General features: G+C 57.2%; 16 protein-coding genes. 5 read left to right on the top strand and 11 right to left on the bottom strand.

What is annotated here, in order from left to right:
• Positions 1-59 precede the first annotated feature (59 nt).
• The 8 genes from AC2FPW_RS05715 to AC2FPW_RS05680 form a co-directional block, all read right to left on the bottom strand.
• A complete protein-coding gene (locus AC2FPW_RS05715) occupies positions 60-1,280 on the bottom strand; it encodes an MFS transporter (RefSeq protein ID WP_496812831.1) in 1,221 nt (406 codons plus the stop codon).
• 80 nt (positions 1,281-1,360) lie between these two features.
• Entirely contained in the window at positions 1,361-1,957 is a 597-nt protein-coding gene (locus tag AC2FPW_RS05710; RefSeq protein WP_496812830.1) for a YceI family protein, read from the bottom strand.
• The gene (locus AC2FPW_RS05705; protein WP_496812829.1) at positions 1,954-3,168 is read right to left on the bottom strand and encodes an MFS transporter; all 1,215 of its coding nucleotides are present in this window, start codon (positions 3,166-3,168) and stop codon (positions 1,954-1,956) included. The genes AC2FPW_RS05710 and AC2FPW_RS05705 overlap by 4 nt, the downstream gene beginning before the upstream one ends.
• A gap of 62 nt (positions 3,169-3,230) precedes the next feature.
• Complete coding sequence (locus AC2FPW_RS05700) at positions 3,231-3,851, bottom strand: ImuA family protein (protein WP_480558579.1); 621 nt, start codon at positions 3,849-3,851, stop codon at positions 3,231-3,233.
• Positions 3,852-3,899: 48 nt separating this feature from the next.
• Positions 3,900-4,481, bottom strand: a complete 582-nt coding sequence (locus tag AC2FPW_RS05695) for a retropepsin-like aspartic protease family protein (protein WP_480583877.1) — start codon at positions 4,479-4,481, stop codon at positions 3,900-3,902.
• 42 nt (positions 4,482-4,523) lie between these two features.
• The gene (locus tag AC2FPW_RS05690) at positions 4,524-5,144 is read right to left on the bottom strand and encodes a MarC family protein (RefSeq protein WP_496812828.1); all 621 of its coding nucleotides are present in this window, start codon (positions 5,142-5,144) and stop codon (positions 4,524-4,526) included.
• Positions 5,141-5,533: an ACT domain-containing protein gene (locus tag AC2FPW_RS05685; RefSeq protein ID WP_496812827.1), complete on the bottom strand. Its 393-nt coding sequence runs from the start codon at positions 5,531-5,533 to the stop codon at positions 5,141-5,143. Before AC2FPW_RS05685 ends, AC2FPW_RS05690 begins: the two co-directional genes overlap by 4 nt.
• Positions 5,530-7,380 (bottom strand): ABC-F family ATP-binding cassette domain-containing protein, encoded by a 1,851-nt coding sequence (locus AC2FPW_RS05680; RefSeq protein ID WP_496812826.1) that lies wholly within the window; start codon positions 7,378-7,380, stop codon positions 5,530-5,532. The genes AC2FPW_RS05685 and AC2FPW_RS05680 overlap by 4 nt, the downstream gene beginning before the upstream one ends.
• Positions 7,381-7,487: 107 nt before the next feature.
• On the opposite strand from AC2FPW_RS05680, the gene AC2FPW_RS05675 reads away from it, so the two are divergent.
• Positions 7,488-8,690, top strand: coding sequence for a multidrug effflux MFS transporter (locus tag AC2FPW_RS05675; RefSeq protein WP_496812825.1), 1,203 nt, complete (start codon positions 7,488-7,490; stop codon positions 8,688-8,690).
• Between the two features lie 115 nt (positions 8,691-8,805).
• Positions 8,806-9,228, top strand: coding sequence for a nucleoside-diphosphate kinase (ndk, locus tag AC2FPW_RS05670; protein ID WP_008757405.1), 423 nt, complete (start codon positions 8,806-8,808; stop codon positions 9,226-9,228).
• 59 nt (positions 9,229-9,287) lie between these two features.
• On the opposite strand, the gene AC2FPW_RS05665 is transcribed toward ndk, so the two are convergent.
• Positions 9,288-9,635, bottom strand: a complete 348-nt coding sequence (locus tag AC2FPW_RS05665; RefSeq protein WP_267364152.1) for a TfoX/Sxy family protein — start codon at positions 9,633-9,635, stop codon at positions 9,288-9,290.
• A gap of 212 nt (positions 9,636-9,847) precedes the next feature.
• On the opposite strand from AC2FPW_RS05665, the gene AC2FPW_RS05660 reads away from it, so the two are divergent.
• From AC2FPW_RS05660 to AC2FPW_RS05650, 3 genes are read left to right on the top strand one after another with little or no spacing between them, the layout of a single operon-like run.
• Positions 9,848-11,368, top strand: a complete 1,521-nt coding sequence (locus AC2FPW_RS05660) for a CHAD domain-containing protein (protein WP_496812824.1) — start codon at positions 9,848-9,850, stop codon at positions 11,366-11,368.
• Between the two features lie 3 nt (positions 11,369-11,371).
• Positions 11,372-11,719: an AAA family ATPase gene (locus AC2FPW_RS05655; protein ID WP_496812823.1), complete on the top strand. Its 348-nt coding sequence runs from the start codon at positions 11,372-11,374 to the stop codon at positions 11,717-11,719.
• A 27-nt stretch (positions 11,720-11,746) separates the two neighbouring features.
• On the top strand, positions 11,747-12,214 hold the full coding sequence (locus tag AC2FPW_RS05650) for a CYTH domain-containing protein (protein ID WP_496812822.1): 468 nt from the start codon (positions 11,747-11,749) through the stop codon (positions 12,212-12,214).
• On the opposite strand, the gene AC2FPW_RS05645 is transcribed toward AC2FPW_RS05650, so the two are convergent.
• Positions 12,211-13,581 carry a sensor histidine kinase gene (locus tag AC2FPW_RS05645; protein WP_496812821.1) on the bottom strand — a complete coding sequence of 457 codons (1,371 nt, stop codon included), beginning with the start codon at positions 13,579-13,581 and terminating at the stop codon, positions 12,211-12,213. The two genes, AC2FPW_RS05650 and AC2FPW_RS05645, sit on opposite strands and share 4 nt — an antisense overlap.
• A complete protein-coding gene (locus AC2FPW_RS05640; RefSeq protein ID WP_267366336.1) occupies positions 13,574-14,254 on the bottom strand; it encodes a response regulator transcription factor in 681 nt (226 codons plus the stop codon). The genes AC2FPW_RS05645 and AC2FPW_RS05640 overlap by 8 nt, the downstream gene beginning before the upstream one ends.
• Positions 14,255-14,432 lie beyond the last annotated feature (178 nt).

Here is a 14,432-nt window from a genome sequence, read left to right as displayed (position 1 = left end):
TCAGAATGTGGTCAGCCAATACGCAGAATCTCCGAAATGCAGGGCTGCGGGTCCGCTATTCATTCCTCTCGGGCGCGTTTCAGCAGCCTTCCGACAGTAAATGATGTACGCGGCGCGTAAACATAATTGGTTCTCTCCTCTGGTGTTGGACGGGAACGCATCCGGGCCAGTCCGAACCCGATCAGGAACACATGTCCAACCGCGACAAATGCAAACAAAGCGCTGGGACCGAAATCCTGGATCAGTGTTGATGTGATATAGGGAGATGCAATTGCCCCCAGCGCGTACCAGAACATCAGGGCGGCAGACAATTCGACCCTTTGTTCGGTCGTCGCAAAATCGTTGGCATGCGCGGAGGACACCGAAAAGATCGGGAATGTCGTGAAGCCAAAAAGCCCTGCGGCCAGCATGACACCGACGGTTCCCGTGTCGCTTGCCGCCATTGTAACCCCGCAGCTTAGTACCGCCGCGACCGAAAGCCAGATCAAGACCCAGCGCCGGTCGTATTTGTCCGCGAGCCATCCCATCGGATACTGCGCCAGCGCCCCGCCCAGAACGAAAGAGGCGAGGAAGAAGGCGATTTGATCCACTCCCAACCCGACTTCCTGACCGTAGACGGGCCCGACCATTCGGAAAGATGCTGAACTGAGTGCCGAAACAATGACGCCCGCGACGGCCAACGGCGAACTGTGCCATGCCAGTTTCGGGCGCAGGCGCGGGGCGTCTGGTGTCTTCGGCTGACTTGCGCGTGTCAGTGTCAGCGGCAGCAATGAGGCGCAGCAAAGGATCGCCAAGAGGTTATAGGAAACATACGAGGCGGGTGGCAGGACGGCGATGATCAACTGAGCACTCAGCGAGGCACCCATATCGACGATGCGATAGGTGCCCATGGCTCGTCCACGTGTCTCATTGGTCACTTTTGCATTCAGCCAGGCTTCGATGACGGTGTAACTACCTGCCACACATGTGCCCGAGGCGATGCGCAACGCCGCCCATACATAAGGATTGTCTGTCAGGGTGTGCCCGATCAACCCCATCGCGCCCAGCGCTGTGCATACGGCAAATGCGCGGGAATGCCCGACACTGCCCATCAAACGCGGCGCCCACCAGCAACCTATGAAAAAGCCAAGGAAATGCGCTGAACCCAGCATACCGATCTGTTCGGTCGAAAAGCTTAAGGTGATCCCGGAAATGGCATCAAGTGGCCCGACGCCGCCCGTTGAAAGCTGAAGCAGAATGACCGAAAGAAACAGGGCGGCAAATGAAATGATCGTGCGCATGGTTTTCTCAGATAGGCGGCGTCACCGGACAATGCGCGCAACTATTCGACTTTATCCAGTCGTTTTTTGCTTTTTGTCGATTAGGTTGCACGAATGATCTCGGCACGTATGTCCAGTCCGACGTTTTGTCCTACCAGATCGGGATAACCCGAGGCACCGAAATCGTGCCGGTTCAATGTCCCGGTCAAACCTATGGACAGGCGGTTGAGGTCGTTCGCGGCTGTTCCGGGCTGGCGGTATAGGTTGGCATCCAAGGTTATGGGGTGCGTCACATCTCGGATACTCAGTTCCCCCGTGACACGAGCACCATTCGATATGCGCCCATCGGCCCCCAATTGAATGTCAGTCGATACGAATTGAATTGTCGGGTAGGTTTCGGCGCCCAAAACACCGGGGCCGAGCATCGGCATGCGGGCAAAGGGCAAGCGTGTTCTGGCCTTGTTGACATCCAGCACCACCGTGACCCGGCTATTTTGCAGGCGGTGCATGTCAATCTGTACGTCCGCCTGCCGGATCGGCATTGATCCGGTCTGAGGGATACCTGACAGATCAAAGGTAAAACCAACCACGGTGGTTTTCGTTGACAAAATGTATGGCTGCAACGCGGCCTGCACCGTACGGGCCAAAGGCAGAGCCACCATCCCTGCAAGCACCAAGCGGCGGGTTAGGTGTATCATGCCATGACCGTGTCCCGTCTGGGGCGGGATCTTTTGATCAACATCAGAACGATGGCAATGTTCAAACCGTTCCAAAGAATTCCGTTGACGAAGGCCAGTTGGTAACTTCCGGTGACATCGTAAATCCAGCCTGACATCCATCCGCCAAGCGCCATGCCAAGGATGGTCATCATCAAGACGAATCCGACCCGCGCCCCTGCGTCTTGCGGCGGCATGTATTCACGGACAACCAAAGCGTAGCTGGGCACGATGCCACCCTGCGCCAGACCGAACAGCAAGCTGATCACATAAAGTGAGACCATTCCGTCATATGGCAGGAACAGGAACAGGGCGATGCACTGCAAGACTGAGCCGATCAAGAGCGTCATGACGCCGCCCAGACGGTCGGCCAACAGGCCCGAGAGAATACGGCTGGCGACGCCACCTAGCAGCATCAGCGATAGCATTTCGGCCCCCACTGCGGGGCCGTATCCCAGCCCGACGCAATACGACACGATATGGACCTGTGGCATGGACATCGCTACGCAGCATCCAATACCAGCCAGGCCAAGGATGTACTGTAACACGCGTGGTGAAACGCCGACAGTGCGCGCGTTGATCTGGGCTGTGGCCGCGGCTGTGCTGTGTGCTTCGACCGGGACCTGACGACGCAACAGCAAGGACAGGGGGATGACAATCAGCAGCGTCAATAGCGCCAATGTCAGGTAGACCTGTTGCCAGCCATCCCGTAACAGAATGCCGGACAGCAGGGTGGGCCAGATTGCGCCAGAGATATAGTTTCCGCTGGCCACCAATGCGACGGCGAACCCACGCCGCTTCATGAACCAGTGCGAGATATCGGCGATCAAGGGGCCAAACCCGATCGATGTTCCCAGCCCGACCAGCAGATGCGCCGCAGATAGTAGTGTTATATTCGGGGCCAGCGTTGCCAATAGATAGCTGAAGGCGCTTAATACAGCGGCACCGATCAGGGCGCGTGTCACGCCCAGCCGGTCCACCAGTTGTCCTAGCCACATATTGCCCAGCGCAAATCCGATCATCGTAAGCGTATATGGCATCGAGGCTTCGGCGCGACTGGCGTCGAATTCTGCTTCGACAGTAGGCATGACCACGATGACCGCCCACATCCCTACATTCGCCACAGTTGCGATGGCGAGCGTGATCAGAAGGCGAATCCAGGAATAGCGGCTGTCATGGATCGGATGGCTCATGCGGCGACGCTAGGGTGCGATCCGGAGTTTGGCGAGTCACATCTTGCGTGATCCTTGCGGCTTCACGTCAGAATGTCCTCTGTTTCAATGCGTTTCAGGTGCAGACCGGTGCGGGCAGCAGTCTGAGTGGCCTGCCAGCTGACCGGGGGCAGGGCGCGGGCGCGGCGGCGGGTCAGGGTCCAGTGTCTGGTATCTCCCTGATGGGCGGCGGCCATGTGCCAGCGTGTCTCAACCCCTTGTGCGCCGCCATCACCGGGCGTCAGCAGCAAGCCAAGCGGGGCTTGGCCCATCGTACCGCCTTGTTCTGCGGCCAGATGCATCCGCCGCACCGGCGTCAGCCCCGGCGCGCCGGGCAGGTCGCCTATGATCAGCGGGATGGCCCCGCTGCGCAGCGCCTCTTCAATACACCATAGCAGATCTTCGGCGCGGGTGGGGTGGACGAACAGAAAACGCGCCGGATCAGCAAAGGCCATAATTCCGTCGGGGTTCAGTTGAGCGGGCTCCCACGCGGGGGAAATCCACAGCACGGGACCCTGTGTCTGACCGGCCAGCCAGATGGCAAAGCTGCGTCGGGCAGGTCCGCAAGCCTCGTGCACGCGACCCGGTTGCAGGGTGATCTGCGAATGGAGATTTATCCCCGGGATCTGACGTGCAGGTTTGGGACCAAGAAGCTGAGCAGACATGCCCGCAAGCTATCATGTTCCACTTTTGTTCTCAAGAGGTGAGGAGCATCAACGGGACAGGATCAGCTTGCCATCAGCAAACTGAATGCTTGAAAAACGGTGCAGATATTCCATCCCTAAAAGCGATTTATCCAGCTCACCCTCGTTGACCCAGGCCGAAACGTTCTGATCCGTAATGGGTCCTATCGTCAGGGTCTCAAGCCGCACCGGCGCGGTACGCACCTCACCGTTTGCAGTCAAGGCGCGCCCGAAATAGTTCAGCTGATCGGGATCAATGCCTGCCCGTTTGGCATCCCGCGCGTTCAACACGATCTGGCTGGCACCGGTGTCGACAAGAAAGGTGATCAGCTCACCATTCACCAGAACCGGAAGGTAATAATGGCCATCATAAGCGCGGGGAACCTCAACCGAGTTACCGGTGACACTCATCTGCGGCGCGGGAGTGACCGAGGAACGAATATCCTCCCACAGACCGACCAGTGCAATGACCCCGACAAAAATGAACACCCATGCCATAACCTGCTGCAATGTCTTGCCAAGCGACTGCCGATTATGCGTGACAAACCACATCAGCAGCGCCGCCCCCAGCAGGGCCAGATAGATCAGGCGTCCAATATCGAAACTGTCCATGCGGTTACCCGGAAATCCCCTAAACCTTGTGAATATGGGGATTTAAGATGCGAATCCAAAGGCCTTGAGGCCATCAAGAATAAACTGAACAGACAATGCAGCCAGCAGCATCCCAAGAAGCCGGGTCAACACGTTCAACCCGGTTTTTCCCAAAAGCCGTGCCACGGCCCCGGATGTAAGATACATCACAAAAACCATTGTCAGAACGACCAGCATAACGCCGATGACCACCGCCAGACCCTGAATGCCGGGATGTTGACCGGCCAGCAGGATCATAGTGGCAATCGCACCGGGCCCTGCAATCAGTGGGATGCCCAGCGGAAACACTGACGGGTCCGGATGTTCTTCTTCTTCGGCGCTGTTTTCACGACGTTTGGTCCGGCGTTCAAACAGCATGTCGAGCGCGGTCAGAAACAGAAGAACACCTCCCGCAACGCGAAACGCCTCCATCGAGATGCCGACAAAACCCAGCAACGCTTCGCCAAAGGCCGCGAACATGGCCAGAATGCCGCCTGCCGTCAGGCATGCGCGTATCGCGACAGAGCGGCGCGTGTGCCAATCCATGTTCTGGGTCAGGGCCACAAAAATCGGGGTTTGCGCCGGTGGATCAAGAACCACGAAAAGCGTCGTGAACGCAGTGATCAGAAATGCGGTGTCAATCACTTTTTGCTACTCTGTTGCAGATGTTTCAAAATTCTCAGGGCGTCTTCGACCCGTCCGGACGGAACATAAACATGATCGTGGTGATAGCCCGCAACCATGTTCGCCGGAATTCCGGCCTGTGCCAACACCCCCGAGACCGCAGCGGTCAGACCCACGCCTTCGAGCGAGGAGTGCACTTGAAGCGTGATACAACGCATAGCAACCGCCTCTTTTGGTGCGCAATGGATCGGAACGATCAAAGACAGCCCTTCGGCCTCGACGTAACTGGCGCGTGTCCCGTCGGGCCAGTCCATATCTTCGGGCCAGACCACAAATGCGAATTCGTCGGGTTGAATTTCGGGGTGCATTCCCGCGATCATCGCTTTGGTTTCAACAACGGGATCGCTCATACCGTTTCTGCCTGTTCCAGTCGCTCGGCAGCGGCGATCCAAAGCGCTTCTGCTTTTTGCATGGCCTCGACCACCTCGGCGAATTTGCGGTTCCAGGTTTCCAGATCGTTGATCTTGTCGTCTTCGTAAAGCGCCGGGTCGGCCAGTTTTGCCGCGAGCTTGTCGTGCATCTCTGTCAGTTTCTCGACCCGGTCCTCGCATTTGCGCAGGTCCGCCCGCAGTGCCAGCATGGTATCGCGCGAGGTACGTTTGGGCTTCTCTGTTTGCGGCTTTTCTTTCACCGGCTTGTCACGCGCCAGCAAAAGGGCCCGGTAGGATTCAAGGTCACCGTCATAAGATTTGACCGTACCGTCCGAGACCAGCCACAACCGATCGGCAACAAGCGACAGAAGGTGCATGTCGTGGCTGACCAGCACGACAGCGCCGGAATAGGCTGTCAGTGCTTCGACCAGCGCCTCACGGCTTTCGATATCCAGATGGTTCGTCGGTTCATCGAGGATCAGCATATGCGGTGCGTCGATGGTGGCCAGCAGCAGTGACAGGCGTGCTTTTTGCCCACCCGACAGGCGGCCAACCTCGGTTTCCGCCTGAGCTGCGTTCAGGCCGAACCCCGCCAAACGCGAGCGCCACTTGCCTGGCGCCTCGTCCGGGCGCAGGCGGCGCAGGTGGTCCAGTGGCGTTTCGTTCACATAAAGCTCGTCCACCTGATGCTGAGCGAAATACCCGATGCGCAGCTTGTTGCTGCGGGCCATCTTACCCGCCATGAGGGGCAGGCGGTCTGACAGCAGTTTGGACAGGGTTGATTTGCCCTGACCGTTCTTACCCAGCAGCGCGATGCGGTCATCCTGATCGATGCGCAGGTTCAAGCGGCGCAGTACTTCGATCTCGCCATAGCCGGTGACACCACCTTCGATCTGGATGATCGGCGGCGACAATTCCTCAGGTTCGGGGAAGGAAAACGCACGCAGCGCGGCCTCTTGCGGGGTTGAGACCAACTGGATGCGTTCGATCATTTTCAGGCGCGATTGGGCCTGAACGGCCTTGGATGCCTTATATCGAAACCGATCCACGAAGCTCTGCAAATGAGCGATGCGGGCCTTTGCCTTTGCATTCTCGGATTCCGCCTGCGCTAGACGTTCCGCCCGCCGTTCGGCGAATTTGTCATAAGGCACGGCGTAATAGGTGAGTTTGCGATCCTCCAGATGCAGGATCGACCCTACGGCACGGTTCAGCAAGCCCCGGTCATGGCTGATGATTATGACCGTGTGCGGATATTTCGCCAGATAGCTTTCCAGCCACAGCGCGCCTTCAAGATCCAGATAGTTGGTCGGTTCGTCCAACAGCAACAAATCCGGCTGCGAGAACAAAACCGCCGCCAAGGCCACGCGCATCCGCCAACCGCCCGAGAAATCCGAGCAGGGGCGCAACTGGTCTGCGTCGTCAAATCCCAACCCCTTGAGGATCGAGGCCGCGCGGGCCTCGGCCGACCAGGCGTCGATATCGGCCAGCCGCGTCTGGATTTCGGAAATTCGCGTGGGATCTGTTGCGTTGCCAGCCTCGGCCATCAGGGCGCTGCGTTCGGTATCAGCGGCCAGAACAGTGTCGATCAGCGAAACGTTGGACGAGGGGACCTCTTGCGCGACCCCGCCAATGCGGGCGCGCTTGGGGACCGAAATATTGCCCGATTCCAGCGCCAGTTCCCCGCGGATCAGGCGAAAAAGCGTGGTCTTTCCCGTGCCATTCCGGCCCACAAGGCCAACCTTGTGACCGTCTGGTATGGTTGCGCTGGCGCCATCAAACAATGGGCGGCCTTCAACGGCATAGGTGATGTCTTCGATCCGTAACATGGAGCGCTCTTAGCAGAGGTGTGATGCCGCCGCCAGCGGCTTGGCATTTTCAAGCGTCAAGCAATGTGTTAGCGCTGTCTCGTTTGCTTTTTGAAACGGTTTTCCACATGCGCGCGGCCCGGACGCCTCCATCCCTGATCACGTTGATCTTTGCTACGGCGCTGTCTGTACTGACGCTCAACATGTTCCTGCCGTCGCTGGCACATATGAGTGAAGATTTCGCTGTGGATTACGGTCTGATGAACCTGTCGGTCGCGGGGTATCTGGCGCTTTCGGCAGTATTGCAACTGATTATGGGCCCTTTATCGGATCGCTTTGGACGCAGGCCTATCCTTTTGATTTGTATATCAATATTTGTCCTTGCGTCGATCGGATGCACGCTGGCTGGATCGATCTGGGTTTTTCTTGGCTTCCGTCTGCTTCAGGCTGCTGTGGTCGCGGGCTCGGTCCTGTCCAGCGCGTCGATCAGAGACCGTTACGCACCGAATGAGGCGGCAAGCAAACTCGGTTACGTCGCAATGGCCATGGCTTTGGCCCCGATGCTTGGGCCGATGTTGGGTGGGGCGCTGGATATGCTTTTCGGTTGGCGCTCGGGGTTTGTCCTGTACTCGTTGCTCGGGGCAGGGTTGCTGGTGCTGCTTTGGTTCGACATGGGCGAGACCAACACCAACCGCTCGTCCACATTTGGTGCCCAACTGCGCGAGTATCCGCACCTGTTCCGTGCCCGCAGGTTCTGGGGGTATGCCTTATGCGCGGCGTTTTCGATTGGGGGGTTCTACAGCTTTATCACCGGTGCGCCGCTGGTTGCCGTAGCGTGGTTCGACCTGAGCCCAGCAACGCTGGGGCTGGGGATTGGCATCATCACCGGCGGGTTCATGGTTGGCAATTTTGTCACCGGTCGGATTGCGGCCCGGACGCGGCTGACGACGATGATCTTGTCGGGGCGGATCGTGGCCTCGACCGGGCCGTTTTGCGGATTGTTGCTGTTCCTCGCTGATCTGGGATCGGTCTGGGTCTTCTTCGGCTCGGCAATCTGTGTCGGCTTTGGCAACGGTTTGACCAATGCCAATGCCGCGGCCGGTGTCATGTCGGTACGCCCCGGACTGGCAGGAAGCGCGGCAGGGCTGTCGGGGGCAATGATCGTGGCTTTGGGCGCTGTTCTGACCTCAATGACCGGCGCGTTCGTTAGCCCCGAAAATGGGCCGTATCTGGTACTGGGCATGATGTGGGCCTGTAGCTTTGCTGGCTTGCTGGCGGTGCTTTACGTCCGTCGACTGGACCGCGTCGACCCTTTGCCGGACACAATCTGAACTGCAAAGCCACGGGCAAGGCATCATTACACTTTTCATGGGCCAAAGACCGTGATACCCGGCGCGCGATGGATTTCGGCGCGGGTCCCGCGCCACATTATAAGGAGAGGCCGACATGGCACTGGAACGCACATTCTCGATCATCAAACCCGATGCAACCCGTCGCAACCTGACCGGCAAAATCAACGCCAAGTTCGAAGAAGCTGGCCTGCGCATTGTGGCGCAAAAGCGCATTCACATGACCAAAGCTCAGGCTGGCAAGTTCTATGACGTTCATGCCGAACGTCCGTTCTATGACGAACTGTGCGAATTCATGTCGTCGGCTCCGGTTGTTGTTCAGGTTCTGGAAGGCGAAGGTGCCATTGCAAAGAACCGTGAAGTCATGGGCGCAACCAACCCTGCAGACGCAGCACCCGGCACCATCCGCGCCGAATTCGCGGAATCGGTCGGTGAAAACTCGGTCCACGGTTCGGACGCCCCGGAAACCGCAGCGGTTGAAATCGCATATTTCTTCTCGGGCATTGAGCTGGTCGGCTAAGCCACAGCCATTGCCGACAGATTGGGGCCGCATCCTTGGTTGGGTGCGGCCTTATTCGTTCAGACCTGCTTTAGGTCCTTTTGTGCAACACGAACTCCGATAGCGTCCAGATCTGCAATCATCTGGTTTTCGGGGGCAGCCGCGTTACCGGCTTTGATTGCGTCGAACCTTTCGCGCAGGGCTTTTTTCTCGTCGCCCTTGCAGTCGTTCCACGGGCGGCCCTGCAATCCCATCACCAGAACGTAATATCCGATGAAATGCGCCCTGGTGCCGGCGCGCAACAGGCGAGCATAGGCTTCGTCCGGCCCCAGTTCACGCAGCGCCTCAGCCGAATGAATACCAGCGCGGGCGCAGGCCTGTTCAAAGGCGGGGCCAAGGTTTCGGATTGAAGATACTGGTTCGCTCATAGCGGTGTCTTACTTCGGCGCCCGGGGCCTGTCACCCCGTGAATACACTCGGTCGCAGTCTAATGCCTTGATGTCCTTTCGGGTTCCGCCGAGACTGAACAAGAAAACCCAGAATGGCGTTGGGGCAGCCCACCAAACAAAGGGGCGGGCGCGCAAATGACCGTTGAGAAGCCTGTAAAGGGGTTTCTGAATTTGAACTGGAAAGGCCTATCATGACCAGATCGTCAGGCGATCAGTTCATTTTCCCAGCGAGGATTGACGAAACGGCTCTGGCACATGCCATTGCCGGGTTTTCCCGAAAAGCTTCACCCGATAGTTCCGTCGCAGCTTTCGCATTGCTCGATTGTCACGATCAGTCATTGCGCGCCTCCGGTCGTGCTTTGATCCATACTGGCGGGATGTTGCACCTGCTGCGGAAGGATCATGGCCCTTTGTCTCAGCAATACTCGGGGTATCTGCGGTTTGCGCGGGACTTGCCAGAAGGGCCGGTTCAGAAGGCGCTGAACGACTTTCCTGAACTGCGGGCGCTGACGCAGATCGGTGTTGGGGAGATCAAGGTTCAGACCTTTGCCGTACTAGATGATCTGCAAAAGACAAAAGTCAGGGGAACTTTAACGTACATGTCGACGCCATCGGGGCAGGCGACTATTGTACGAATTCAGAAGTTGCGCGGGTACAAGAAGGCTTATCAGTCGGTCTGTTCCTCTATCGCCAGCATTACGGGCGGTGTTCATGATATTGAAACGCTCTATACCAGCCTGGTTCCAGACATGGTTCCCTATCAGGCCAAGCCTGAAATGAAGATTGGTCAAGCAGAACCTTCCTGCGAAGTCGCTGCAAAAATCATTCAAACATATCTGCGGGTTGCGCGGCAAAACGAAGAGGGTGTGATCGCTGATATCGACACTGAGTTCTTGCACGATTACCGGGTATCGTTGCGCAAGATCAGGTCAGTGATTAGCCTGTTCAAGGGCGTGTTGTCCGAAGCCCAGACGGCCGAGCTGAAGCGGGTCTTTTCCGACCTCATGACCCGTACTGGACCTCTGCGTGATTTGGATGTCTACCTTCTGGAAAAAGACAAGTATTTCAATCTTATCCCGCCGAACCTTCACTCAGGACTGTCCGAGATGTTTGATCAGTTTCAAACGGATCGTACACAAGAGCAACTGCGCCTGTCACGCTGGTTGCGCAGCGCCGACTACACGACGTCCATGACCGACCTGACCGCAATGTTCGCAAGTTCAGATCACTTGGACCTTGGGCCAAACGCGCATCTTGGTGCGTATGACTATGCCTGCGCGCTGATCTGGAAGCGCTATCGCAAGGTGTGCAAACTGGCGCGCGGCATAAGCGACGATAAACCAGACAGGACGGTGCATGACCTTCGTATCGAATGCAAAAAACTAAGATATCTGATGGAATTGTTTGCCCCACTATTCGACGGGAATAGATTTAAAGTGATCCTTAAGCCGTTGAAAAAACTTCAGGATAGTCTTGGTTTGTTCAACGACTATTCTGTTCAGCAAAATGCGTTGTTGACCTTTGTAGCGTCTCGCGCCGATACGCAAGGCCGCGTGGACGCGCAGATCGGTTTGTCCGTGGGCGGCCTAATCGCTGTGCTTGATCAACACCAAAAGACGGAAAGAAAGCGCGTTGTCGCAAGTTTCCATCATTTTGACGGGCAAGAAATCCGGCACATGTTCCGCAGTCTGTTTCACCACAAAAAGGAGTAAGGAATGAAAATCATTGCCTTTTACTGCAATAAGGGCGGTGTTGGACAAACCGAGACTTCCGTGAACCTTGCCTATGTCTGTGTGCAAACCGGTCGGCAGGTTTTGCTGTGCGATCGCGATTCTGGGGGTGCGTCTGGAGTCTATTCTCGAGCCGCCGATGAAATCCTTTTTCCTGCCATTCTCACAACCCTGTTCGAGCGGTTATTTGGTCAACCGGTTAGCATTTTCGACAAACACAATATGCATCAGATAAGCTGCGGGCGTTCTTTTCAATGGCGCAGCATCGGGCCTATGCCAATACTTACGCAGGTCGCGGCACGGCTGGCAAGCATACCGGGCGCTGTTCGATGAGCTGGAAGAAACAGTGGGGGCGCTCCGATGAGTACAGAAATTGAGCGCAAGTTTTTGGTGGCAAACTTACCGGACTTGAGCCGCGCAGAAAAAGCAATGGTGCGTCAGGGTTATCTTACCTCTCCGGAGGACTCGACCGAATTGCGCCTAAGGCAAAAGAACGATGTGTTCTTCCTGACTTTGAAAGGCGGCGGTGATCTTGTACGTGTTGAGCGTGAGACAGTGATAACCCGAGACCAGTTCGAAACTTTCTGGCCGGAAACCCAAGGACGCCGGATCGAGAAGGTACGTTACACGGATCAAATGCCGGACGGCCACCAGTTCGAGCTGGATGTTTTCTCAGGCGGCCTGGAACCCCTGCGTTTGGTTGAGGTTGAATTCCATACCAGTGAAGCCGCAAATGCTTATGTCCCACCGGATTGGTTCGGTGCGGAAGTTACAGGCGATAAACGGTATAAAAACACGATATTGGCGGTAAACGGACTGCCGGATTAACTCTGAATTGCCAGATTGATCGTGGTTTCCAGACCCGGGTCGCAGTTTCGGGCTGCGAATGTCCCGCCATGCATATGGGAAATCGCGGCAACCAGTGCGAGTCCCAATCCCGCGTTGCGTTCCGTCCGCGCCGGATCAAGCGTAACGAAGGGAAGCTGAAGGCGATCCAACTCTCCGGGCGGAACACCCGGACCACGGTCCCGAACCCGCAATTGGGCAAATCCGCCGTGGGTACCGATTGAGATCGTGATTGCGGTATCTGCCGGTGCGTAGCGCATAGCGTTTTCCAGCAGATTGGAAAGAGCCTGCGAGAGGAGGGGCCGGTGCCCCTGAATAGCTGGGGCAGAGCCCGTAACCTCAAGACGGATGTCCTGATCCGCGGCCACCGGATCGTAAAGCTCTACGACATCGCCAACCAGTTGCTGCAAGTCAATGTCTTCGAATTGCTCGCGACCCAGACCAGCCTCGGCCCGCGAAATTTCGGTAAGCTGCCCCAAGACCCGCAAAACATGGTCGATTTCTCCCGTTGCCCGCGCAATGTCGATTTCGCGGTCCAGATCGCTTTTGCCGGGCTCGGAAAGGGATTCGACCCGTTGACGAAGGCGGGACAAAGGAGAGCGCAAATCATGTGCGATCGAGTTTGAGGTGGTGCGCAGATTACTGACCAGCTCTTCGATCCTGTCGAGCATGTTGTTCAGCGTTCCAGAGACCTGATCGAACTCGTCCCCGGTTCCGCGCAGGGGCATCCTTTTGGAAAGATCGCCGGAAACGATGTTTTCGGCTGTGCTTGCAATGTCCGACAGGCGGGAAAACACCAGGCGTGTGAACAGCCAGCCGGTGATCACGCTCAGAACAAATGCTATCCCTAGCGCCAGTGCCAGAGATCGGAACAATACACGGTCGAATTGTTGACGGGCCGCCGCATCCCGTCCCACCAGAAGGCGTTCGCCACCGGGCAGGCGGATCGATGCCGCCGAGATAGGCACCAGTTGGTCATTGTCAGCCCTGCGCAGCTCAAGGTCGACCCAACCGCTTCCGGCGGTCACATTGACCGGCCATGTTTTCAGGTTACCCACAAGCTTGACGCCTTGCCGATCCGCCAGAAGATACAGCGCGTCTCGGTCGGGCGCGCTTGGAAGACGGCGTTCGATCGCTGTGATCAGCCCGATCAGCCCGCGCCGTTCATATTCATCTGCAAGCCCGGTCAGTTCGGCGGACACGACTGATCGGGTCTCGGATTCGATGCTTCTGTTGGCCGTCACATAGACCAGTGCCAGCACGGACGCGGTCAGGAACGTGCTTAGCACCATGCTGGTGGCGACAAGTCTTGTTCGTGAATTATTAAGGGAAAGCCGAAGGTTATCCATCGGACATCATGTAACCTGCTCCGCGAACAGTTTCAATCAAAGGTGTGTCTCCGCCTTCATCCAACTGGCGGCGCAGCTTTGAGATGTGAACATCCACAACGTTGGTGTTCGGGTCGAAATGATAATCCCAGACGCCCTCAAGCAGCATGGTACGCGACACGACACGGTTCTTGCGGCGCAGAAAGAATTCAAGGATCTGGAATTCACGGGGCGTCAGCGTGATCTCATGGCCGTCCCGCGTAACCTTGCGGGTCAGAAGATCCATTTCAAGATCCTTGCAGGTCAGAGTCGGCGTTTCCTCGGATTCCTGCGGACGTCGCAACAGGGCTTCGATCCGTGCATGAAGTTCCTGAAACGAGAAGGGCTTGACCAGATAATCGTCGGCGCCTGATCGCAATCCTTTGACGCGCTCGTCCACTGCGCTCATGGCCGTCAACATCAAGACCGGTGTTTTCAACCCCGCCGCGCGGAGGGATTTGATCAGCGACAGCCCGTCCAGACCGGGAAGCATCCTGTCCAGCACAATGGCGTCAAACCCGCCATCCGTTGCATGGTACAATCCCTCTCGGCCATCAGCAGCCGTTTCGACCACATAGCCTTCTTCGCCAAACCCCTTGGCAATGAAATCCCTGGTGTCAGCGTCATCTTCGACGATCAACAGACGGCGGCTCATGATCTGGCTCCTTTTCCCTTGGGATTTAAACACATTATCCAAACAAAGCCCATGGAATGCAGAATATCTTGCCGGGTGCTGGGCACGCACCCGGCAAGCCCGACGGACAGCGGACAACTCAGGTCCGCCGGGTGAGGCGCGCGCCGGATCTCCCCATCAAGCGGCGCGCGCATAGTGT

Source organism: Ruegeria sp. SATB027 (assembly GCF_059613825.1).
This window is presented reverse-complemented; position numbering and strand designations above follow the sequence as displayed.

Bases quoted from the DNA above. Each gene is read 5' to 3' on its own strand.
- AC2FPW_RS05715 (WP_496812831.1), bottom strand. From the start codon at position 1,280: ATGCGCACGATCATTTCATTTGCCGCCCTGTTTCTTTCGGTCATTCTG.
- AC2FPW_RS05710 (WP_496812830.1), bottom strand. From the start codon at position 1,957: ATGATACACCTAACCCGCCGCTTGGTGCTTGCAGGGATGGTGGCTCTG.
- AC2FPW_RS05705 (WP_496812829.1), bottom strand. From the start codon at position 3,168: ATGAGCCATCCGATCCATGACAGCCGCTATTCCTGGATTCGCCTTCTG.
- AC2FPW_RS05700 (WP_480558579.1), bottom strand. From the start codon at position 3,851: ATGTCTGCTCAGCTTCTTGGTCCCAAACCTGCACGTCAGATCCCGGGG.
- AC2FPW_RS05695 (WP_480583877.1), bottom strand. From the start codon at position 4,481: ATGGACAGTTTCGATATTGGACGCCTGATCTATCTGGCCCTGCTGGGG.
- AC2FPW_RS05685 (WP_496812827.1), bottom strand. From the start codon at position 5,533: ATGAGCGATCCCGTTGTTGAAACCAAAGCGATGATCGCGGGAATGCAC.
- AC2FPW_RS05680 (WP_496812826.1), bottom strand. From the start codon at position 7,380: ATGTTACGGATCGAAGACATCACCTATGCCGTTGAAGGCCGCCCATTG.
- AC2FPW_RS05675 (WP_496812825.1), top strand. From the start codon at position 7,488: ATGCGCGCGGCCCGGACGCCTCCATCCCTGATCACGTTGATCTTTGCT.
- ndk (WP_008757405.1), top strand. From the start codon at position 8,806: ATGGCACTGGAACGCACATTCTCGATCATCAAACCCGATGCAACCCGT.
- AC2FPW_RS05665 (WP_267364152.1), bottom strand. From the start codon at position 9,635: ATGAGCGAACCAGTATCTTCAATCCGAAACCTTGGCCCCGCCTTTGAA.
- AC2FPW_RS05660 (WP_496812824.1), top strand. From the start codon at position 9,848: ATGACCAGATCGTCAGGCGATCAGTTCATTTTCCCAGCGAGGATTGAC.
- AC2FPW_RS05655 (WP_496812823.1), top strand. From the start codon at position 11,372: ATGAAAATCATTGCCTTTTACTGCAATAAGGGCGGTGTTGGACAAACC.
- AC2FPW_RS05650 (WP_496812822.1), top strand. From the start codon at position 11,747: ATGAGTACAGAAATTGAGCGCAAGTTTTTGGTGGCAAACTTACCGGAC.
- AC2FPW_RS05645 (WP_496812821.1), bottom strand. From the start codon at position 13,581: ATGGATAACCTTCGGCTTTCCCTTAATAATTCACGAACAAGACTTGTC.
- AC2FPW_RS05640 (WP_267366336.1), bottom strand. From the start codon at position 14,254: ATGAGCCGCCGTCTGTTGATCGTCGAAGATGACGCTGACACCAGGGAT.